This is a genomic window from Kitasatospora albolonga, assembly GCF_039535905.1.
Classification (GTDB): domain Bacteria; phylum Actinomycetota; class Actinomycetes; order Streptomycetales; family Streptomycetaceae; genus Kitasatospora; species Kitasatospora albolonga.
The window spans coordinates 24282-43771 of record NZ_BAAAYB010000124.1 but is presented as its reverse complement, the minus strand read 5'-3'; the positions used below and the strand labels follow the sequence as shown (position 1 = coordinate 43771).

Genomic DNA, 19490 nt, shown 5'->3' with positions numbered 1-19490 from the left:
ACCCATGAACAGCAAGCTGATCCGTCGTACCTCGCTCGCCACCGCCGCGCTCCTCGCGGGTGGTCTGCTGCTGACCGCCTGCGGCAGCGGCGGCTCCGAGCACGCCGGCGGCCACTCCGGTGCCCCGGCCACCGCCTCGGCGTCCGCCTCGGCGGTCGCCGGCGCCAAGCCGTACAACGCGACCGACCTGGCCTTCGTGCAGGGGATGATCCCGCACCACCGGCAGGCGTTGGAGATGGCCGAGCTGGCCGGCTCGCGGGCCGCCGCGCCGGAGGTGAAGCAGCTCGCCGAGCAGATCCGCAAGGCGCAGGATCCGGAGATCGCCACCATGTCCGGCTGGCTGACCACCTGGGGCGAGCAGGTGCCCCAGGCGGGCGGGGGCCACTCCGGCCACGGCGGCGGGGCGAGCGGCATGATGAGCGAGGCCGAGATGGCCTCGCTCGGGGAGGCCACCGGGGCGGCCTTCGACAAGGCCTTCCTCAAGCTGATGGTGGCTCACCACACCGGTGCGGTCACGATGGCCGAGGAGGAGAAGGCCGAGGGCGCGTTCGGCCCGGCCAAGGAGCTGGCCGGGGCGGTGATCACCGGTCAGAGCGCCGAGATCGCGACCATGAACGGGCTGCTCGCCAAGGGCTGATCCGCGCCGTCGGGGGCGCCGGTGCCGAACGAGGCACCGGCGCCCCCCAGGATGTGACGCGGGTCATAGGCTCGTGCCGATGAGCCGGGGACCGCCGCACGGTCCACCCTCAGGAGAACGCGGATCGCGTACCGCACGAGAGACAGGACGACCGAGATGGCCGAGAACGCCGTGAAGGGCCCCGCCAGCTACTTCCCCTCCATCGAGAAGAAGTACGGCCGCCCGATCGCCGAGTGGCAGGAGCTGATCCGCAGCTCCCCGCTGACCAAGCACATGGAGCTGGTCGCCTGGCTGAAGGCCGAGCACGGCCTCGGCCACGGTCACGCCAACGCCTTGGTCGCCGCCACCCTGGCGGAGGGCAAGTAGCGCTCGGGTCAGAGGAGTTCGAGCGGGCGGCCGCAGCGGAGGTTCCAGCGTCCGGTGCGGCCGCTCAGCTCCGTGGCGGTGAGCGGGGCGACGTCGATCCGCCAGAAGGAGGCCGGCGGGGCGCCGAGGGTGTGCAGGGCGGCGGCGCGGACTAGTTCCGGTTCGGCGACGGCCAGCACGCGGCCGTCGGGGTGGGTCCCGGCGAGCGCGTCCAGCCAGTCGGCCACCCGGGCACACAGGGCGGTGAGCGGTTCACCGCCGTGCGGGGCGGCCTCCGGGTCGGCCAGCCACTGGGCGAGGGCGGCCGGTTCGGTGGTGGTCAGCTCCTCGAGGGTGCGGCCGCGCCAGCGGCCCATCGACCAGGCGGCCAGGGCGGGTTCGGGGACGGCGGGGAGACCCCAGTGCCTCGGCGGTCTCCCGGCAGCGGGCCGTGGGGGAGTGCACGGTGGTGTGGAAGGTGACGGAGTGACGGCCGCTTCGCAGTCCGGCCCCCGCTTCGGCCGCCCGGGCCCGTCCGGAGGGGTCGAGACCTGCGCCGTCCTCGAAGGCGGCGGCCCGCAGCTCCGCGCCGATGGCCGGTGAGATGAACGTCACCCGCGTGGTCACCTGTCACTCCCGTTCTGTCCAACTGCCGTTCCCCGGGGCGGGATCGCGAGCGGAACGGCGTGTTTCGCCGAGGCCCGCGCCGTCCCGCGCTCCCTTGGCCGCTGCACCCGAATGGCGGTACGGTTCGCAGCGACATGACGACGGCAGGACGGAAGCCGGTTGGAAACCGGCACGGTCGCGCCACTGTATGCCGACAGCGCCCCACCTCGGTGCGGGAGTTGGCGGTGAGTCAGACCCGATGGCCGTCGTTCGAGCTCCAACGACTGGGACGCGCGTTCCCCAAGGAGGTCCTGCCATGGCACAGGCCATCGTCTCCCCCGCCGCCGAAGCGGCCGGGAGCCTTCCCGTCCGGGCGATCCTGCCCTGGGCGCTGTTCGTCGGCACCCTGATGCTCGTCGCCCTCTACTTCGTGGGCGCCGAACAGGGCGCCACCTCCGTCTTCTCCGGTGCGGGTGTGCACGAGTGGGTGCACGACGCCCGCCACCTGCTCGGTTTCCCCTGCCACTGACGGAGCGCCGCACAACATGCCTGCCTCAACTGTCAGAAACCTCCTGGTCCGCGGCATGCTCGCGGGCCTGGTCGCCGGTGTGATCGCCTTCGCCTTCGCCTTCTTCGTGGGGGAGGGGCCGGTCGACCAGTCGATCGCGCAGGAGAGCGCCGCCTCGGCACCGCAGCACGTCCACGGCGGCGATGCCGCCGCCCCGGCGGCTCCGGCCGCCGAGGAGGAAGAGGAGCTGGTCAGCCGGTCGCTGCAGTCGACCGCCGGACTGGCCACCGGTGTCCTGGTCTACGGGGTCGCGCTCGGCGGCATCGCCGCGCTGGTCTACAGCTTCGCGCTCGGCCGGATCGGCCGCTTCTCGCCCAGGGCGTCCGCCGCCCTGGTGTCGGCGGCGGCCTTCACCACCGTCTACCTGGTGCCGTTCCTCAAGTACCCGGCGACGCCGCCCGCGGTCGGCAATCCGGACACCATCGGGAAGCGCACCACGCTCTTCTTCCTGATGATCCTGCTGAGCGTGCTGCTCGGGGTGGCGGCCCTGATCCTGGGCCGCCGTCTGGCACCGAGGCTGGGCAACTGGAACGCCTCGGTGGTGGCCGGCCTCGCCTTCGCGGTGGCCGTCACCGTGGCGTTCGTCCTGCTGCCGGGCAACGGTGACGCGATCAAGGACACCTTCCCGGCCGCCGTGCTCTGGAAGTTCCGGGTGGCCACGCTGGGCATCCAGGTCGTCCTCTGGGCCGCCTTCGGGCTGGTCTTCGGCCAGCTGGCGGAGCGCCTCCTGGCACCCCGTCAGGCCCCGGCCGCCCCGCAGGCGGCCGCCGTCCCGGCCGCCTGACCCGCTCCACCCCGCTCCACTCCTCGGGGCCCGCCGCACGCGCGACCGTCGGCGGGCCCCGAGGCATGTCCGGGCCCGGGCCCTACCATCGGGGGATCGGCACGGGAGGACCGGATGACCTCGGAGCAGGAGCGCAGGCGGGCGCTGCGCGACGCCTACAAGGCGGAGCGGCGCAGCGAGGACTGGGACGTCCTCGGCCTCGACCGCGACGGTCTCGACGAGCTGTTGGACGACCTCGACGAGCGTCTGGAGGAGTCCGGTTGTGACCACACCCTCCGGCACTCCCGTGCCTGGGCCGAGGCCGGGGCACGGGAGTGGTCCGCTCTGGAGGCGGGCCTGAGGGCGCTGGGTGGTCACTGCGACTGCGAGGTCCTCGCCAACGTCGATCCGGACGAGCGGAACTGAGTCCGCGCGAGCGGTGCACTCAGCGGGTCTCGGCGGCGAGCCAGTCCAGGTAGGCGGGGCTGCCGTCGGTGATCGGGACGGCGATCAGTTCGGGGGTGTCGTAGGGGTGCCGGGCGGTGATGAACTCGCGTAGGTCGGCGGCCAGTCCGGCGCGGGTCTTGAGGTCGATCCGCCACTCCTCGGCGTCCTGGACCTCGCCGTCCCACCAGTAGACCGACCGGACGGGGTAGACCTGGGCGCAGGCGGCCAGCCGCTCCCGTACCGCGGCCCCGGCCAGGTCCCGGGCCTGCTGCTCGCTCTCGTGGGTGGTGGTGACCACCAGGAAGTCCGTCATGGCGGGCAGCCTACGGGCCGTCAGGCGGGCCGCCGGCGCAGGCGTCGCGAGGCGGACAGGGCCGCCGCACCGAGGGCCAGGCAGGCCGCCGAGGCGGCGAGCAGCGGTCCGGTCGGGCGGCCGGAGTCGGCCAACTGCGGGCGTGCGTAGACGGTGAGGTGCTCCTCGCCGGTGACCAGGGCGCCGGTCGCGGTGTGGCCGGTGTAGGCGAAGCCGTCCGGGCCGGTGTAGTCCGGTTCGGGGGTGTAGCGGACCCGGCAGTTGTCCAGGACCTGGACGGTGCCGTGCTTCGGCGGGCGGACGACGGTCAGGTGCTCGCCGCCGCAGAGGGCCTTCGGGAGCCGGATCACCACGGGCTGGTCGTCGCCGGTGCGCACCGGCGGCGGGGCCGGGAGCTTGACGGGGCGACAGGCGAGCGAGAGGTCGGCGCCGGTCACGGCCGGGCCGGCGGTCACGCTCCGGTCGGCCCGCAGGGCGCGGTAGCCCTCGGGCGGAACCACCCGGACCTGGTAGCTCCCGGGCGCCAGGCCGTCGAAGCCGTAGGCACCGTCGGCGTCCGTGGTGGTGGTGACGGGCCGTCCGTCCGGACCGGTCACCGGCGCCCCGGCGGGGTCCAGCAGTTCGACGGTGGCGCCGTCGGGCGCGGTGCAGCCCTCGGCCGTGACCCGGCCGGAGACGGCCGTGGTGTCGGAGGCGACCCAGACCTGGTACACCGGGACGCCGGTCTGCACCGCGAAGGTGAGGGTCAGGGAGCGGACCGCCTTGACGGGCCGGAACCAGCCCGCGGCGCCCGAGGTGTCGGTCCCGCTGCCGGTCAGCTTGGCGGACGCCGGGTCCCAGGTCGGCCGGTCGGTCTGGGGCCCACCGCAGCCGGAGGGCATGGGGGAGCCGGTGCAGTAGTTGAAGGACCCCTGGAAGCCGAGGTCGGCGGAGGTGAGCGCGCTGCCGTCGGCGGCGGTGCCGGAGACGGTGACGGTGTCCGCGTCGACGTCGCCCAGGGCGAAGGCCCAACTGCCCGCCGCCGGGGGCGAGGCGAAGGCGAGGGTGGTGGTGGACGGCGATCCTCCCGAGGCGGTGCGCAGGCTCAGGTAGGTGTGGCCCTGGGAGCTGCCGTACGCCGCGCCGAACGGGGTGCTGCCGTTGAGGAACGCCGAGTTCCCGCTGGGCACCGTCGGGTTGGTGCTGTCGGTGGTGACCCGCGCGGCGGGGAAGCCGATCGCCGGGTCGGTGAGGGTGCCGCCGGCCCCGGCGACGTTCCACTCCCCGTAGGCCGAGTCGGTGGCCGCGGCGGGCCCGGCGGCGAGCAGGATCAGCGCGGTGGCGGCGGGGAGGGCGGCGGCGCGGAGGAGCCGGTTGGCGGGCCGGGGCATGGTGGAGGGGTCCTGTCCGGTCGGGGGCGTCGGTACCCGACCCTGCCCGCCCGCCGGTCCCGAAGGCCGGGACACGCCGGGCCGGGTCACCCGGACGGCAGGCCGGGGCGGCTGACCGCGGGTCAGCCGCCCCGGCCCGGACGGTCCGTCAGGCAGTGGTCCGGTGCCGCAGGCCGAGGAGCAGGTCGATGACCAGGAAGGCCAGCAGGGAGAGCCCGAACAGCGGGATGAACCAGCCGATCGGGACGGCCAGCAGGAGCAGGACGACCGTGGCGACCGGGTTCTGCCGCCAGGCGCCCCGGGTGTAGGGGCGGCCCATGACGCCGCCGGTGGGGCGGCGCTGCCACCACATCCGGTAGCCCAGCAGGATCAGGGTGATCACCGCGAGGCCGAGCGCGACCAGCACGATCTGGTTCACCAGGCCGAAGGCGAGGCCCATGTGGAGGTCGATGCCGTAGCGGGTGAGCTTGGCGGCCAGCGGGTAGTCGGCGAAGTCCAGCCGGGAGGTGATGTGCCCGGAGGCGGGGTCGACCGCGATCTGGTCCAGCCGGTCCGGCACCTGACGGTCGATCTCCTTGACCGCGTAGGCCTTGCCGGGCTTGGGCGGGGTGATCTCCAACGGGCCGTCCAGGCCGGCCTTCCGCGCCGTGGCCAGCACCTGGTCGAGGCCCACCGAACCGGGCGCCGCCTCCCCGGAGCCGCCGTCGGCGGCCTGGTGGCCGGCGTGCTCGGCGCCGACGGTGGTGGAGAGCGAGGGGGTGGACCAGCTGAGCGAGGTGCGCAGGTTCTCGACGTTCTCGCCCGCGTAGGTGGACCAGGTCAGGCCGGTGGCGGAGAGGCCGAGCAGGCCGATCGCCGCCCAGAGGCCGACCGCGCCGTGCCAGGAGAGGGTGCGACGGCGTCCCGTCGCCTTCCCGTCCGGGCGCAGGTAGCGCTTGCGGCGGCGGCCGATCCAGAGCCCCAGGCCGCCGAGCACCACGACCCAGAGCCAGCTGGCGGCCAGTTCGCTGTAGAGCCGGCCGGTCTCGCCCAGCAGCAGGCTGGTGTGCAGCTTGTCGAGCGTGGCGCGCAGCGGCAGGGCGCCGGTGGAGCCGTAACTCTCGACCGCCCCCTGCACCTTGGCGGTGTAGGGGTCGACGAAGACGGCGAGCCGGTTGCCCTCGGCCACGTTCGGCGAGTTGAGCAGCACCTGGGTGGTGGCCTCGCGGTCGTCGTAGGTGCGGACCAGCGCGAAGCTGCTCTCGGGGTGGGCGGCGGTGGCGGCGGCCACCTGCTCGGAGAGCGGGCGGGGCGCGGTGCCGACCTGGGAGACCGTCAGTTGGTCGGAGTAGAGGACCTTCTCGATCTGGTACGAGGCACCGTAGAGGGCGCCGGTGCAGGCGGCGACCAGCAGGAAGGGTGCGATCAGGATGCCGGCGTAGAAGTGCAGGCGCAGCAGGAGGGGGCGCAGGCCGACCCAGAAGGGCGGTCTCGGGGTCGCGGCGGCGACGGGCGGGGCTTCTATCTCGGACAGCATGGAGGCAGCTCTCTCCGGCTCGGAGGCGATGTGGCGCGGGCAGTGCGCAGCAGCGGACACCGGGGCGGCCTGAGGGCACGTCACGGCGGAGTGCGGGTCCGCCCGTTGTGCACGCCGGAAGGATCGCACCGGGGCCGGAGACCTGCCCATGAATCGGATGGGTGGTGCGTCAGAACGGGGCACCCGGTCGGTTTTCCGGTGCGGCCGTGCGTACCGGAAGCGCGTGTGGCTGCGGTGAACGTCACAGCTCAGCGTGCGTGTCGGTGGTCCGACAAGGCGCCGGGCGGATCGTTCGGGTACCTCGCCGGACCTGACGGAGTGTCCGGACGGAGGGTTTTGCCCTTCCGTTATCACCCCGAGGTGGGCATGAGCTGAGGCATGCCTTACTTTACTTGTGGGTGAGGGTGGCCTAAGTGCCCCTCACCCTCCTCATGTCCTTCCCCCGCCCGTGGAGTCTCTTGATGTCCGTCCGCCGTTCGCACCTCGCCGCGCTGCTCACCGTCGCCGTGGCCGGAGTCGCGCTGACCGCGTGCACCGAGCAGAAGAAGGACGTCTCCTCGGACGGCGCGGTGCAGGTGAACGCCACCGACTCCGCCTGCGAGCTGTCGAAGACCACCTTCCCGGCCGGTCCGGTCAACTTCTCGGTCACCAACAAGGGTTCGAAGACCACCGAGGTCTACGTCTACGCGGCGGGCGACAAGATCGTCACCGAGCGGGAGAACATCGGCCCGGGCACCAAGGCCACCATCACCGCCGAGATCAAGGCCGGCGAGTACGAGGTGGCCTGCAAGCCGGGCATGGTCGGTGACGGCATCCGCCAGAAGATCACCGTCACCGGCGACGCGGCCCAGGCCAAGAGCGACCCGCGCCTGACCGCGGCGGTCACCGCCTACCGCACGTACGTGCAGGAGCAGGCCGACGCCACCATGCCGCTGGTGCGGAAGTTCGCCGACGCCGTGAAGGCCGGCGACCTGGAGGCCGCCAAGGCCGCCTACGCCCCCTCCCGGGTGGGCTGGGAGCGCACCGAGCCGGTGGCCGAGAGCTTCGGCGACATCGACCCGAAGACGGACGTCCGCGAGGACGGCCTGGAGCCGGGCCAGGAGTGGACGGGCTGGCACAAGCTGGAGAAGTCGCTCTGGGCCGACGGCAGGATCACCGACGAGGACAAGAAGCTGGCCGACCAGCTGGTGGCGGACCTGACGGAGTGGCAGAAGGTGGTCGGCACCGCCGAGATCACCGCCACCTCGATGGCCAACGGCGCCAAGGAGCTGCTGGACGAGGTCGCCACCGGCAAGGTCACCGGTGAGGAGGAGGCGTTCAGCCACACCGACCTGGTGGACTTCAACGCCAACGTCGAGGGTGCGCTGAAGGCGTACGAGCTGCTCAAGCCGGTCGTCGCGGAGAAGGACGCGGAGCTGGCCAAGACCCTGGACCAGGAGTTCGCCGCGCTGAACACCCTGCTCGCCAAGTACAACCAGGGCGGTACCTGGACCTCCTACGACAAGGTCGGCGACACCGAGCGCAAGGCCTTCTCGGACGCCGTCAACGCCCTGGCCGAGCCGCTCTCCAAGCTCGCCGCCGCGACCGTCGTCAACTGAAGTCCGAGAGTCCGAGAGCCCGAGGGGCAGTCATGACCGAGCAGCAGGAGACGGCCGCGGCCGTCGCGACGACCACCGAGGCGGACGCCCCCGCCGGCGTCAGCCGCCGAGCCGTGATCGGCTGGGCCGGTGCCGGGGTGGCGCTCGGCGCCGCCGCGGTCGGCACCGTGGCCGCGGCCACCCGGGACTCGTCGGAGCAGGCCGAGGCCGCGCTCAAGGCCGTCCCCGAGGTCCCGTTCTACGGGGAGCACCAGGCCGGCATCGCCACCCCGGTCCAGGACCGGCTGCACTTCGCGGCCTTCGACGTCTCCACCACCAGCCGCGACGCGCTGGTGCGGGTGCTGAAGGAGTGGACCAAGGCGGCCGCCGTGATGACCGGCGGCCGCGAGGTCGGCACCGGCGCCACCGGTCTGGCGGAGGCTCCGCCGGACGACACCGGCGAGGCGCTCGGCCTGCCGCCGTCCCGGCTGACCCTCACCATCGGCTTCGGCCCGACCCTGTTCGAGAAGGACGGGGTGGACCGCTTCGGCCTCAAGGCCAAGCGGCCCGAGGGCCTGATCGACCTGCCCAAGTTCCCCGGCGACGCGCTGGACCCGGCCCGCAGCGGCGGCGACATCTGCGTGCAGGCCTGCGCCGACGACCCGCAGGTCGCGGTGCACGCGATCCGCAACCTGGCCCGGATCGGCATGGGCGTGGTCAACGTCCGCTGGTCCCAGCTCGGCTTCGGCAAGACCTCCTCCACCACCCCGGACGCGCAGACCCCGCGCAACCTGATGGGCTTCAAGGACGGCACCCGCAACATCGCGGGCACCGACGACAAGACCCTCGCCGAGCACGTCTGGTCCGCGCCCGGCGACGGCCCGGAGTGGATGACCGGCGGCTCCTATCTGGTGGCCCGTCGGATCCGGATGCACATCGAGACCTGGGACCGCACCCCGCTCAAGGAGCAGGAGGACATCTTCGGGCGGACCAAGCGCGAGGGCGCCCCGTTCGGGAAGTCCAAGGAGCACGACGCGCCCGACCTCGCGGCCATGCCCAAGGACTCGCACGTGCGCCTGGCCCACCCGGAGAGCAACGGCGGGGCCCAGCTGCTGCGCCGCGGCTTCTCCTTCACCGACGGCACCGACGGCCTCGGCCGCCTGGAGGCGGGCCTGTTCTTCCTGGCCTACCAGCGCGACACCCGCAAGGGCTTCGTCACCGTCCAGCGCCGGCTGGCCGCCAACGACGCGCTCAACGAGTACATCCAGCACGTCGGTTCGGCGCACTTCGCCTGCCCGCCCGGCGTCCGCAAGCCCGGCGAGTGGTGGGGCCAGTCGCTCCTCGGCTGACCCCCTGACCACCCGTCACCAGCATTGAAACGGAGGACACGCGCGTGTTCGGCAACTACCTGATCGGCCTGCGCGAGGGTCTGGAAGCCAGCCTGGTGGTCTGCATCCTGATCGCCTACCTGGTCAAGACCGAGCGCCGCCAGGCGCTCACTCCGGTCTGGACCGGGGTGGGCGTCGCGGTGGGCCTGAGCATGGCCTTCGGCGCCCTGCTCACCTACGGCTCCTCGCAGCTGACCTTCGAGGCCGCCGAGGCGCTCGGCGGCACGCTGTCGATCATCGCCGTCGGCCTGGTCACCTGGATGGTGTTCTGGATGCGCCGGACGGCCCGTCACCTCAAGACGGAGCTGCACGGCAAGCTGGACGCCGCCGTCGCGATGGGCACCGGCGCGCTGGTGCTCACCGCCTTCCTGGCGGTCGGCCGGGAGGGCCTGGAGACGGCCCTGTTCATCTGGGCCGCCGTCGAGGCGACCAGCGACGGCATCCGTCCGTTGGTCGGCGCCGCGCTCGGCCTGCTCACCGCCGTGGTGCTCGGCTGGCTGTTCTACCGGGGCGCCCTGAAGATCAACCTGGCCAGGTTCTTCACCTGGACCGGCGGGATGCTGATCGTCGTCGCGGCCGGCGTGCTCGCCTACGGCGTGCACGACCTCCAGGAGGCCGGCTGGCTGCCCGGTCTGCACACCCTCGCCTTCGACATCTCCTCGGTCATCCCCAAGGACAGCTGGTACGGGACCCTGCTCAAGGGCGTGTTCAACTTCCAGCCCGACCCGACGGTGCTCCAGGTCGCCGTCTGGCTGCTCTACCTGGCGCCGACGGTCGTGCTGTTCACCCGTCAGCAGAACACGCCGGTCAAGCCGGCCCCGGCGCCCGCCGCCTGATTCACCCCTCCGCGTCACCCCGACCCGCCGCGCCACCGTGCGCGGCGGGTCGTCGCGTCCCAGACTGGTCGGCGGAGGTCCTTCCCATGTCCGACTGGCGTTCCCGCGCGGCCCGAGCCGGTCTGCGGCCCTTCTCCCGCACTGACGGCCGGTCGGCCGAGCGGGCACCGGAGCATTCGATGGACCCCCGCTCCGAACGCGGCCGGGAGGAGCCCCGGGTCTCCCTGGAGCGCTCCGTGGTGGACGCCGCCGTCTACCGGGACGGCCGCCGGATCGCCGGCGCCGACACCCTGCCCGAGGTCTACCGCCAGGTGCCCGGGGAGCCGGGCACCATGGCCTGGATCGGCCTCTACCGCCCGGCCGAGGCCCAGGTCCTGGAGGCCGCCGAACGCTTCGGCCTGCACGACCTGGCGGTCGAGGACGCCATCGTCGCCCACCAGCGCCCCAAGCTGGAGCGGTACGGCGACACCCTCTTCGTGGTGCTGCGGGCCGCCCGCTACCTGGACGAGACCGAGCAGGTCGACTTCGGCGAGATCCACCTCTTCGTCGGCCCGCAGTTCGTCCTGACGGTGCGCCACTCGCAGGCGCCGGACCTCTCGGTGGTGCGCCGCCGCCTGGAGGCCGACCCGGAGCTGCTGGCGCTCGGCCCCGAGGCGGTGCTCTACGCCGTGCTCGACGCGGTGGTGGACGGCTACGCCCCGGTGATCGCCGGCCTCCAGCACGACATCGACGAGATCGAGACCGAGGTGTTCGGCGGCGACCCGGGCGTCTCCCGCCGGATCTACGAACTCTCCCGCGAGGTGATCGAGTTCCAGCGCTCGACCCGGCCGCTGCTGGACATCATGGGCAGCCTGGAGGCCGGCTTCGGCAAGTACGGCACCGACGAGGAGCTCCAGCGCTACCTGCGCGACGTGGCCGACCACGCCACCACCGCCGCCGAACGGGTCGACAACTTCCGCCAGTTGCTCCAGAACGTCCTGGTCCTGAACGCCACCCTGGTCTCCCAGGCCCAGAACGAGGAGATGAAGCAGCTCGCCGAGGCCGGCCACGCCCAGAACAACGAGATCAAGAAGATCTCCTCCTGGGCCGCCATCCTGTTCGCCCCGACCCTGATCGGCACCGTCTACGGGATGAACTTCTCCCACATGCCCGAACTGGAGTGGGTCTACGGCTACCCCTTCGCCATCGCCCTGATGGCCCTGGTCTGCACCGGCCTCTACCTGGTCTTCAAGCGCCGGGACTGGCTCTGAGCCGGTCCGCCCGGGCTGAGAGGATGGCGGGGTGGAGAACGCCGCCGACCTGCCGAACCGTTCCGGAGTGCCCGAGCACGGACGGGTGCCCAAGTACTACGCCGTCAAGGCCGAGTTGGAGGCCCTGCTCGACCGGCTGGGGGAGGGCGGGGCGCTGCCCACCGAGCGGGAGCTGGCGGCGCGGTACGAGGTGTCCCGGGAGACGCTGCGGCAGGCGCTGCGGGACCTGCTGATCCAGGGGCGGGTGCGGCGCCGGGGGCGGCAGACGGTGGCGGCCGGGCCGAAGCTGGAGCAGCCGCTGTCGCTCGCCAGCTACACCGAGGGCGTGCGGCGCCAGGGGAGGGTGCCGGGCCGCACCCTGATCGGACTCGAACGACTCGGCGCCGAGCGGCAGTTGGCGCAGCAGCTGGGGCTGGCGGAAGGGGCGCCGGTCTGGCACCTGGAGCGCGTGCTGCTGGCCGACGGGGAGCGGGTCGGCCTGGAGAGCACCTATCTCTCGGTGGCCCGGCTGCCCTCGCTGGAGGAGGAGTTCGACCCGTCTTCCTCGCTCTACGCCTTCCTCACCGAGAAGCTCGGCATCGGCTTCGGCGGCGCCCAGGAGCGGATCGAGACCGTCCTGGCCACCCCGCGCGAGGCCCTGCTGATCGGCACCCCGCCCGCGCTGCCCATGCTCCTGCTGCACCGCCTCACCCAGGACACCGAGGGCGTCCCGCTGGAGCGCGTCCGCTCCCTCTACCGCGGCGACCGCTTCAGCTTCACCACCCAGCTGGGGCCCGTCACCTGACGGTCCGAAGGGCAGCGCGTGCGGGCCCGTATGATCACGAGAAGGTAACGGGTCTGGACCGAAGTTCGGGCGGTGTTCATGCGTGGTACGGCGATTGGGGGAGACCGCGCCACCGGCCGGCCGGACATTGGTCGGCGCCCCGCCCCGCTCCCGACGCTTCCCCAGGAGAACGCCGTGACCGCAGGACTCCCCCGCCGCAGCGTGCTGTTCGGCGCCGCCGGCACCGCTGCCGCCGCCCTCACCGCCGGCCCGCTCGCCCGGACCGCGCTCGCCGCCACCGCCCTCACCCCCAAGGTGCTGGTCATCGGCCTGGACGGCACCATGCTCAACCGGATCAAGGACGCCGACGCCCCGAACCTGGACGCCCTGATGGCGGGCGGCATGACCTCCGCGAGCAGCCTCTACGCCAACCCGATGGCCGAGACCTCCTCCGGCCCCGGCTGGTCGACCATCGCCACCGGCGTCTGGCCGGACAAGCACAACGTGGTCAACAACAACTTCACCGCGCCCAACTTCGCGGCCTACCCGGACTGGCTGACCCGCGCCGAGAACGCCCGCCCGGGCCTCTCCACCTACGTGGTGGCCTCCTGGGCCTCGATCCCCAACACCATCTACTCCTCCAAGGTCGACACCCGGATCGCCACCCCGAGCGCCGAGTACGACACCGGCACCACCTCCCGCGCGGTCGCCCAGCTGAGGGACGCCAACCCGGACGCGGTCTTCGTCCAGCTCGACAACGTGGACCACGCCGGCCACGCCAGCGGCTCCGCCAGCCAGGCCTACCTGGACGCCATCAAGGGCGTGGACGCCCAGGTCGGCCAGATCGTCGCCGCCGTCCGGGCCCGCGCCACCTACGCCCAGGAGAACTGGCTGATCATGGTCACCGCCGACCACGGCCACACCCCGACCGGCGGCCACGGCGGCTCCACCTGGGAGGAGCGGCAGACCTTCGTCATCGCCAACGGCGGTGGCCTGGCAGCCGGTTCGGTCCGCTACGACGTGCGGATGGTGGACATCGCCCCCACCGCCCTGGCCCACCTCGGCATCGCCATCGACCCGGCCTGGGGCCTGGACGGCGCCCCGATCGCCAGCCTCACCCCCGACGCCTTCGACTCGCTGCGCCCCCAGCTCACCGGCCGGGTGGACGAGACCGGCATCGCGGCCGGCGTGCTCGGCTTCACCCACACCCCGCCGAGCGGCTGGGCGGTGGACAACTCGGCGATGGGCACCGGCGGCGTCACCGAGTGGCGCGGCTGGTCCTTCACCACCGACGAGTTCTGGACCAAGACCCAGCGCGACCAGTACCGCGAGCTCAACGTCCGCTCCCGCAACGTCTTCGCGGTCGCCGACTCCGACGAGTGGGCCGACAAGTCCTTCTCCGGCAACTACGACACCACCCTGGTCAGCCCGGCCTACCCGGTCTCCGGCCTGACCACCGTCAAGGTCGAGTACACCTGCTACTACCAGCAGGAGGGCTCCCAGACCGCCAAGGTGCTGGCCTCCTGGAGCGGCGGCACCCCCGTCCAGATCGCCTCCTACAGCGCCCTGGTGAACGGCCGTCAGACCCTGACCCTGACCGTCCCCGCCGGCGCCACCGACCTGCGCCTGCGCTTCCGCTACACCGGAAGCAACAACTGGTACTGGGTCCTGGACAACGTCCGGGTCTACGGCGCCTGATCCGTCAGGCGGTGGCCTCCCGGCCCAGGCTCCGACGGAACGTCAGGGCCGGGAGGCCACCGCTGAGCGTCGTCTCCCCGGTGACGCTGAACCCCGTGCGGGCCAGCACGGCCCGGGAGGCGGCGTTGCCGACCGTGGTGCCGGCCCGCAGGGCGGTCAGGCCGTAGTCCCGGGCGGCGAGTTCGCAGAGCGCGCGCACGCCGGCGGTGGCCAGCCCGCGGCCGGCCGCCCCCTCCGCGACGCGGTACCCGAGCTCCGCCTCGCCGTCGGCCACGTCCACCAGGTTGAACCGGCCCAGCACCGCGCCGGTGGCCTCGTCCAGCAGCACGTGGAAGTAGCAGACCCCGGCCGCCTGTTCGGCCAGCAGTGCGCGGTGGCGTTCGCCGAAGGCGGCGAAGTACTCGTCCCCGCGGTCGGGGACGGAGGCGGCGAAGTACGCCCGGTTCGCCCGCTCGAAGGCGAGGACCGCGGACGCGTGGTCGGGACGGAGCAGCTGGAGCCGGATCTCGGACATACCGAGGACGCTACGCCGGCACTCCGCCCGTCGCCTCCCCGTTTCCTGGGTGAACGTCCCTAGTCCGGTCGGGAGTTCACCCAGGCCTCGGTAGGAGCGTCAGTGGGAGACGGCGGCTGCCGGGTCGAAGTGGTCGTTGGTCTTGCAGCCGAGGTTGTCGTAGGTGTTGACCCGGGTCTCGGGGTCGGTCCAGAGGAGGCGGAACTTGCAGGCGCCCTTGATGTGCTCCCCGGTGATGCCGCCGGGGAAGTCGATCTCCTTGTTCCAGAGGTAGGGCGACTGGTAGCCGTTGACGGCGGCGGTGGCGTTCACGTCGATGCCGCCCGGGGCCTCGATCTCGTAGACCCAGCCGGTCTTGGCGGCGCCGTAGGTGGCGAACCGCTGGGCCACCCACTTCTCGCAACTGGTGCTCAGGTGCGCGGTGTTCTGGCCGCCGCCCTTGACGATGTACTCGTCCAGCGGGGCGAGGTAGTCGCCGCGCGGGGTGAAGCCGTCCTCGAAGATCTGCTCCACGGTCTCCCGGGTGTCGCCGCGCCAGAGGGTGTTGGTGTCCTCGCGCCACTGCCAGTTCTCCGCGACGGAGGCGTGCAGGACGTCCGGGACGAGGGTGGAGGAGGTGGAGGTGGTGGTGCGCCACCAGTCGGAGAGGTGGACGGGCCCGACGGGGCCGCACGGGCCGGTGTCGGGGCCGGCGGCCTCCGCCGGGGTGGTGACGGCCAGCGAGGCGAGGGCGAGGGAGGTGGCGGCGGCGAGGCGCAGAGCGGCCTTGAGCATGGTGAGAGCCCATCAGGTGATCAACGGGGGACGGGCCCTTTCTACAGCGCCGGATGATCACCGGGGCTGCCGAAACGGTCCGCCCTCACCCCTGTGGGCTACCCGGCGACGGAAGGCCGATCAGTGTGACAAGTCCGTTGTCCCACAAGGCGATCGGATATTCACGGACGTTCGTTCGGCCACGTGCGAGGATGGCCGGATGTGGTCACGAGTGCCGTTCGGGGATGAGCTGCGCGCCGAACTCGGCTCGCCGAAGCGCGCCCGCCGCCTGGTCAGCAGCCCGCGTTCGCGCGTCTGGAGGGTCGAGCTGGACGGGCGCCCGGCGGTGGTGAAGCAGGCGGTGGAGGGGGCCGACGCCGAGGAGCGGTACACCCGCGAGCTGGCAGGGCTGCGGATCGCCGCCCGTGCCTCCGCCCCGGTGGTGCCCGCCGTCCTGGGCGCCGACCCCGCCGCCCGGGTCCTCGTCCTGGAGCACCTGGACCACCAACGACCGTCCCGCGACTGGATCGTGGCCTACGCCGAGGCGCTCGCCCGGATGCACGCGACCGCCGGCCCGCAGGACGCCGACGCACTGCCCCGCTGGCAGGGCCCCTCCCGGGCCGACGTCGACTCCTTCCTCGCCCTGGCCGCCACCCTCGGCGTCCCCGCCCCGGCCGGCCTGGCCACCACCCTCGGCGAGCTCGTCGACCGGCTGGGCCACGCCCCCGGCCACGCCCTGCTCCACGGCGATCCCTGCCCCGGCAACGACCTGCACGCCCCCGACGGGGTCCGCTTCATCGACTTCGAACAGGCCTCCCTCGGCAGCGGACTGGTCGAACTCGCCTACCTGCGCATCGGGTTCCCCACCTGCTGGTGCGTCACCTCCGCCCCCGACCCGCTGCTCTCCCGCGCGGAGAGCGCCTACCGCACCGCCTGGCACACCGCGACCGGCGTCCCCCTCGCCGACACCGACCTCGCCGACGCCTGCACCGGCTGGCTCCTCCGCGGCGACGCCCTCGTCCCCGCGCCGAACGCGGCACCACGGACCACCTCGCCCGCCTCCCCGCCCACGACTGGACCTGGGCACCACCACCGCCCGCCGCCGCCTCACCCACCGCCTCGGCGTGGTCCACCAGTTGGCCTCGACCCGCCCCGACCTGACCGCCCTGGCACTCTCTGCGCCGACCTCCGCAACGCCGCCTCACCCGCTGGCCCACCCTCGCCCCGGTCCCGGCCGAGCGTCCGTAGCCCGAAGCACGGGCGGGGCCCGCCGACCTCCTCGGCGGGCACCCGTAGTCAGCCACCAGCGCTCATGGGTGAGCCTCCCATGCGGTGGACGCGGCCGTCTCGGGCCGTCCTTCGGGTTCGGCGGGCCCCGCCCGTGCTTCGGGCTACGGACGCTCGGCCGGGACCGGGGGGAGGGTGGGCCAGCGGGTGAGGGCGGCGTTGCGGAGGTCGGCGCAGAGAGTGGCCAGGGCGGTCAGGTCGGGGCGGGTCGAGGCCAACTGGTGGACCACGCCGAGGCGGTGGGTGAGGCGGCGGCGGGCGGTGGTGGTGCCCCAGGTCCAGTCGTGGGCGGGGAGGCGGGCGAGGTGGTCCGTGGTGCCGCGTTCGGCGCGGGGGACGAGGGCGTCGCCGCGGAGGAGCCAGCCGGTGCAGGCGTCGGCGAGGTCGGTGTCGGCGAGGGGGACGCCGGTCGCGGTGTGCCAGGCGGTGCGGTAGGCGCTCTCCGCGCGGGAGAGCAGCGGGTCGGGGGCGGAGGTGACGCACCAGCAGGTGGGGAACCCGATGCGCAGGTAGGCGAGTTCGACCAGTCCGCTGCCGAGGGAGGCCTGTTCGAAGTCGATGAAGCGGACCCCGTCGGGGGCGTGCAGGTCGTTGCCGGGGCAGGGATCGCCGTGGAGCAGGGCGTGGCCGGGGGCGTGGCCCAGCCGGTCGACGAGCTCGCCGAGGGTGGTGGCCAGGCCGGCCGGGGCGGGGACGCCGAGGGTGGCGGCCAGGGCGAGGAAGGAGTCGACGTCGGCCCGGGAGGGGCCCTGCCAGCGGGGCAGTGCGTCGGCGTCCTGCGGGCCGGCGGTCGCGTGCATCCGGGCGAGCGCCTCGGCGTAGGCCACGATCCAGTCGCGGGACGGTCGTTGGTGGTCCAGGTGCTCCAGGACGAGGACCCGGGCGGCGGGGTCGGCGCCCAGGACGGCGGGCACCACCGGGGCGGAGGCACGGGCGGCGATCCGCAGCCCTGCCAGCTCGCGGGTGTACCGCTCCTCGGCGTCGGCCCCCTCCACCGCCTGCTTCACCACCGCCGGGCGCCCGTCCAGCTCGACCCTCCAGACGCGCGAACGCGGGCTGCTGACCAGGCGGCGGGCGCGCTTCGGCGAGCCGAGTTCGGCGCGCAGCTCATCCCCGAACGGCACTCGTGACCACATCCGGCCATCCTCGCACGTGGCCGAACGAACGTCCGTGAATATCCGATCGCCTTGTGGGACAACGGACTTGTCACACTGATCGGCCTTCCGTCGCCGGGTAGCCCACAGGGGTGAGGGCGGACCGTTTCGGCAGCCCCGGTGATCATCCGGCGCTGTAGAAAGGGCCCGTCCCCCCGTTGATCACCTGATGGGCTCTCACCATGCTCAAGGCCGCTCTGCGCCTCGCCGCCGCCACCTCCCTCGCCCTCGCCTCGCTGGCCGTCACCACCCCGGCGGAGGCCGCCGGCCCCGACACCGGCCCGTGCGGCCCCGTCGGGCCCGTCCACCTCTCCGACTGGTGGCGCACCACCACCTCCACCTCCTCCACCCCTCGTCCCGGACGTCCTGCACGCCTCCGTCGCGGAGAACTGGCAGTGGCGCGAGGACACCAACACCCTCTGGCGCGGCGACACCCGGGAGACCGTGGAGCAGATCTTCGAGGACGGCTTCACCCCGCGCGGCGACTACCTCGCCCCGCTGGACGAGTACATCGTCAAGGGCGGCGGCCAGAACACCGCGCACCTGAGCACCAGTTGCGAGAAGTGGGTGGCCCAGCGGTTCGCCACCTACGGCGCCGCCAAGACCGGCTGGGTCTACGAGATCGAGGCCCCGGGCGGCATCGACGTGAACGCCACCGCCGCCGTCAACGGCTACCAGTCGCCCTACCTCTGGAACAAGGAGATCGACTTCCCGGCGGCATCACCGGGGAGCACATCAAGGGCGCCTGCAAGTTCCGCCTCCTCTGGACCGACCCCGAGACCCGGTCAACACCTACGACACCTCGGCTGCAAGACCAACGACCACTTCGACCCGGCAGCCGCCGTCTCCCACTGACGCTCCTACCGAGGCCTGGGTGAACTCCCGACCGACTAGGACGTTCACCCAGGAAACGGGGAGGCGACGGGCGGAGTGCCGGCGTAGCGTCCTCGTATGTCCGAGATCCGGCTCCAGCTGCTCCGTCCCGACCACGCGTCCGCGGTCCTCGCCTTCGAGCGGGCGAACCGGGCGTACTTCGCCGCCTCCGTCCCCGACCGCGCGGGACGAGTACTTCGCCGCCTTCGGCGAACGCCAACCGCGCACTGCTGGCCGAACAGGCGGCCGGGGTCTGCTACTTCCACGTGCTGCTGGACGAGGCCACCGGCGCGGTGCTGGGCCGGTTCAACCTGGTGGACGTGGCCGACGGCGAGGCGGAGCTCGGGTACCGCGTCGCGGAGGGGGCGGCCGGCCGCGGCTGGCCACCGCCGGCGTGCGCGCGCTCTGCGAACTCGCCGCCCGGACTACGGCCTGACCGCCCTGCGGGCCGGCACCACGGTCGGCAACGCCGCCTCCCGGGCCGTGCTGGCCCGCACGGGGTTCAGCGTCACCGGGAGACGACGCTCAGCGGTGGCCTCCCGGCCCTGACGTTCCGTCGGAGCCTGGGCCGGGAGGCCCACCGCCTGACGGATCAGGCGCCGTAGACCCGGACGTTGTCCAGGACCCAGTACCAGTTGTTGCTTCCGGTGTAGCGGAAGCGCAGGCGCAGGTCGGTGGCGCCGGCGGGACGGTCAGGGTCAGGGTCTGACGGCCGTTCACCAGGGCGCTGTAGGAGGCGATCTGGACGGGGGTGCCGCCGCTCCAGGAGGCCAGCACCTTGGCGGTCTGGGAGCCCTCCTGCTGGTAGTAGCAGGTGTACTCGACCTTGACG

19 protein-coding genes and 2 pseudogenes are annotated in these 19490 nt (G+C 72.9%); 14 read left to right on the top strand and 7 right to left on the bottom strand.

Annotation, left to right across the window (positions count from 1 at the left end):
• The first annotated feature begins 4 nt into the window (after nt 1–4).
• Complete coding sequence (locus tag ABD946_RS30365; protein WP_345288731.1) at nt 5–637, top strand: DUF305 domain-containing protein; 633 nt, start codon at nt 5–7, stop codon at nt 635–637.
• Nucleotides 638–793: 156 nt separating this feature from the next.
• Nucleotides 794–1003, top strand: a complete 210-nt coding sequence (locus tag ABD946_RS30360) for a DUF4287 domain-containing protein (RefSeq protein ID WP_345288757.1) — start codon at nt 794–796, stop codon at nt 1001–1003.
• 8 nt (nt 1004–1011) lie between these two features.
• Here ABD946_RS30360 and ABD946_RS30355 read toward each other — a convergent pair.
• Nucleotides 1012–1609, bottom strand: a pseudogene (locus ABD946_RS30355) (histidine phosphatase family protein).
• A gap of 295 nt (nt 1610–1904) precedes the next feature.
• Here ABD946_RS30355 and ABD946_RS30350 point away from each other — a divergent pair.
• The 3 genes from ABD946_RS30350 (at nt 1905) to ABD946_RS30340 (ending at nt 3345) form a co-directional block, all read left to right on the top strand.
• Nucleotides 1905–2117, top strand: coding sequence for a CbtB domain-containing protein (locus tag ABD946_RS30350; protein WP_345288756.1), 213 nt, complete (start codon nt 1905–1907; stop codon nt 2115–2117).
• A gap of 16 nt (nt 2118–2133) precedes the next feature.
• Nucleotides 2134–2940 carry a CbtA family protein gene (locus ABD946_RS30345; protein ID WP_345288754.1) on the top strand — a complete coding sequence of 269 codons (807 nt, stop codon included), beginning with the start codon at nt 2134–2136 and terminating at the stop codon, nt 2938–2940.
• 114 nt (nt 2941–3054) lie between these two features.
• The gene (locus ABD946_RS30340) at nt 3055–3345 is read left to right on the top strand and encodes a DUF2695 domain-containing protein (RefSeq protein WP_345288753.1); all 291 of its coding nucleotides are present in this window, start codon (nt 3055–3057) and stop codon (nt 3343–3345) included.
• Between the two features lie 19 nt (nt 3346–3364).
• Here ABD946_RS30340 and cutA read toward each other — a convergent pair whose 3' ends face one another.
• The 3 genes from cutA to ABD946_RS30325 all read right to left on the bottom strand — a co-directional run bounded on the left by cutA (nt 3365) and on the right by ABD946_RS30325 (nt 6565).
• Nucleotides 3365–3679 carry a divalent-cation tolerance protein CutA gene (cutA, locus tag ABD946_RS30335; protein WP_345288752.1) on the bottom strand — a complete coding sequence of 105 codons (315 nt, stop codon included), beginning with the start codon at nt 3677–3679 and terminating at the stop codon, nt 3365–3367.
• Nucleotides 3680–3699: 20 nt separating this feature from the next.
• Nucleotides 3700–5049, bottom strand: coding sequence for a carboxypeptidase regulatory-like domain-containing protein (locus ABD946_RS30330; protein WP_345288751.1), 1350 nt, complete (start codon nt 5047–5049; stop codon nt 3700–3702).
• A gap of 148 nt (nt 5050–5197) precedes the next feature.
• A complete protein-coding gene (locus tag ABD946_RS30325; RefSeq protein ID WP_345288750.1) occupies nt 5198–6565 on the bottom strand; it encodes a PepSY-associated TM helix domain-containing protein in 1368 nt (455 codons plus the stop codon).
• 461 nt (nt 6566–7026) lie between these two features.
• Between ABD946_RS30325 and efeO the strand changes: the two genes are divergently transcribed.
• From efeO to ABD946_RS30295, 6 genes are all read left to right on the top strand, one after another.
• On the top strand, nt 7027–8163 hold the full coding sequence (gene efeO / locus ABD946_RS30320) for an iron uptake system protein EfeO (protein ID WP_345288748.1): 1137 nt from the start codon (nt 7027–7029) through the stop codon (nt 8161–8163).
• A 32-nt stretch (nt 8164–8195) separates the two neighbouring features.
• Nucleotides 8196–9491, top strand: coding sequence for an iron uptake transporter deferrochelatase/peroxidase subunit (gene efeB / locus ABD946_RS30315; RefSeq protein WP_345288747.1), 1296 nt, complete (start codon nt 8196–8198; stop codon nt 9489–9491).
• Between the two features lie 44 nt (nt 9492–9535).
• Complete coding sequence (efeU, locus tag ABD946_RS30310) at nt 9536–10366, top strand: iron uptake transporter permease EfeU (protein ID WP_345288746.1); 831 nt, start codon at nt 9536–9538, stop codon at nt 10364–10366.
• 86 nt (nt 10367–10452) lie between these two features.
• On the top strand, nt 10453–11616 hold the full coding sequence (locus ABD946_RS30305; RefSeq protein ID WP_345288744.1) for a magnesium and cobalt transport protein CorA: 1164 nt from the start codon (nt 10453–10455) through the stop codon (nt 11614–11616).
• A 31-nt stretch (nt 11617–11647) separates the two neighbouring features.
• On the top strand, nt 11648–12400 hold the full coding sequence (locus ABD946_RS30300; RefSeq protein WP_345288743.1) for a GntR family transcriptional regulator: 753 nt from the start codon (nt 11648–11650) through the stop codon (nt 12398–12400).
• A 174-nt stretch (nt 12401–12574) separates the two neighbouring features.
• Nucleotides 12575–14077: an alkaline phosphatase family protein gene (locus ABD946_RS30295; protein ID WP_345288742.1), complete on the top strand. Its 1503-nt coding sequence runs from the start codon at nt 12575–12577 to the stop codon at nt 14075–14077.
• A 4-nt stretch (nt 14078–14081) separates the two neighbouring features.
• On the opposite strand, the gene ABD946_RS30290 is transcribed toward ABD946_RS30295, so the two are convergent.
• Nucleotides 14082–14591 (bottom strand): GNAT family N-acetyltransferase, encoded by a 510-nt coding sequence (locus ABD946_RS30290; protein ID WP_345288741.1) that lies wholly within the window; start codon nt 14589–14591, stop codon nt 14082–14084.
• Between the two features lie 99 nt (nt 14592–14690).
• Nucleotides 14691–15365, bottom strand: a complete 675-nt coding sequence (locus ABD946_RS30285) for a scabin-related ADP-ribosyltransferase (protein WP_345288740.1) — start codon at nt 15363–15365, stop codon at nt 14691–14693.
• A gap of 199 nt (nt 15366–15564) precedes the next feature.
• On the opposite strand from ABD946_RS30285, the gene ABD946_RS30280 reads away from it, so the two are divergent.
• Nucleotides 15565–16782 carry an aminoglycoside phosphotransferase family protein gene (locus ABD946_RS30280; RefSeq protein ID WP_345288739.1) on the top strand — a complete coding sequence of 406 codons (1218 nt, stop codon included), beginning with the start codon at nt 15565–15567 and terminating at the stop codon, nt 16780–16782.
• On the opposite strand, the gene ABD946_RS30275 is transcribed toward ABD946_RS30280, so the two are convergent.
• Complete coding sequence (locus tag ABD946_RS30275) at nt 16736–17767, bottom strand: aminoglycoside phosphotransferase family protein (RefSeq protein WP_345288738.1); 1032 nt, start codon at nt 17765–17767, stop codon at nt 16736–16738. The two genes, ABD946_RS30280 and ABD946_RS30275, sit on opposite strands and share 47 nt — an antisense overlap.
• 462 nt (nt 17768–18229) lie before the next feature.
• Here ABD946_RS30275 and ABD946_RS30270 point away from each other — a divergent pair, with 462 nt between their 5' ends.
• On the top strand, nt 18230–18640 hold the full coding sequence (locus ABD946_RS30270) for a scabin-related ADP-ribosyltransferase (protein WP_345288737.1): 411 nt from the start codon (nt 18230–18232) through the stop codon (nt 18638–18640).
• A gap of 96 nt (nt 18641–18736) precedes the next feature.
• Nucleotides 18737–19263, top strand: a pseudogene (locus tag ABD946_RS30265) (GNAT family N-acetyltransferase).
• Nucleotides 19264–19490 lie beyond the last annotated feature (227 nt).

What these genes read in the sequence shown, in the direction of transcription:
- ABD946_RS30340 (WP_345288753.1), top strand. Translation starts at nt 3,055, where the DNA reads ATGACCTCGGAGCAGGAGCGCAGGCGGGCGCTGCGCGACGCCTACAAG.
- ABD946_RS30275 (WP_345288738.1), bottom strand. Translation starts at nt 17,767, where the DNA reads ATGTGGTCACGAGTGCCGTTCGGGGATGAGCTGCGCGCCGAACTCGGC.
- cutA (WP_345288752.1), bottom strand. Translation starts at nt 3,679, where the DNA reads ATGACGGACTTCCTGGTGGTCACCACCACCCACGAGAGCGAGCAGCAG.
- ABD946_RS30280 (WP_345288739.1), top strand. Translation starts at nt 15,565, where the DNA reads ATGTGGTCACGAGTGCCGTTCGGGGATGAGCTGCGCGCCGAACTCGGC.
- ABD946_RS30305 (WP_345288744.1), top strand. Translation starts at nt 10,453, where the DNA reads ATGTCCGACTGGCGTTCCCGCGCGGCCCGAGCCGGTCTGCGGCCCTTC.
- ABD946_RS30350 (WP_345288756.1), top strand. Translation starts at nt 1,905, where the DNA reads ATGGCACAGGCCATCGTCTCCCCCGCCGCCGAAGCGGCCGGGAGCCTT.
- efeO (WP_345288748.1), top strand. Translation starts at nt 7,027, where the DNA reads ATGTCCGTCCGCCGTTCGCACCTCGCCGCGCTGCTCACCGTCGCCGTG.
- ABD946_RS30325 (WP_345288750.1), bottom strand. Translation starts at nt 6,565, where the DNA reads ATGCTGTCCGAGATAGAAGCCCCGCCCGTCGCCGCCGCGACCCCGAGA.
- efeB (WP_345288747.1), top strand. Translation starts at nt 8,196, where the DNA reads ATGACCGAGCAGCAGGAGACGGCCGCGGCCGTCGCGACGACCACCGAG.
- ABD946_RS30330 (WP_345288751.1), bottom strand. Translation starts at nt 5,049, where the DNA reads ATGCCCCGGCCCGCCAACCGGCTCCTCCGCGCCGCCGCCCTCCCCGCC.
- ABD946_RS30285 (WP_345288740.1), bottom strand. Translation starts at nt 15,365, where the DNA reads ATGCTCAAGGCCGCTCTGCGCCTCGCCGCCGCCACCTCCCTCGCCCTC.
- ABD946_RS30365 (WP_345288731.1), top strand. Translation starts at nt 5, where the DNA reads ATGAACAGCAAGCTGATCCGTCGTACCTCGCTCGCCACCGCCGCGCTC.
- ABD946_RS30360 (WP_345288757.1), top strand. Translation starts at nt 794, where the DNA reads ATGGCCGAGAACGCCGTGAAGGGCCCCGCCAGCTACTTCCCCTCCATC.
- ABD946_RS30345 (WP_345288754.1), top strand. Translation starts at nt 2,134, where the DNA reads ATGCCTGCCTCAACTGTCAGAAACCTCCTGGTCCGCGGCATGCTCGCG.
- ABD946_RS30290 (WP_345288741.1), bottom strand. Translation starts at nt 14,591, where the DNA reads ATGTCCGAGATCCGGCTCCAGCTGCTCCGTCCCGACCACGCGTCCGCG.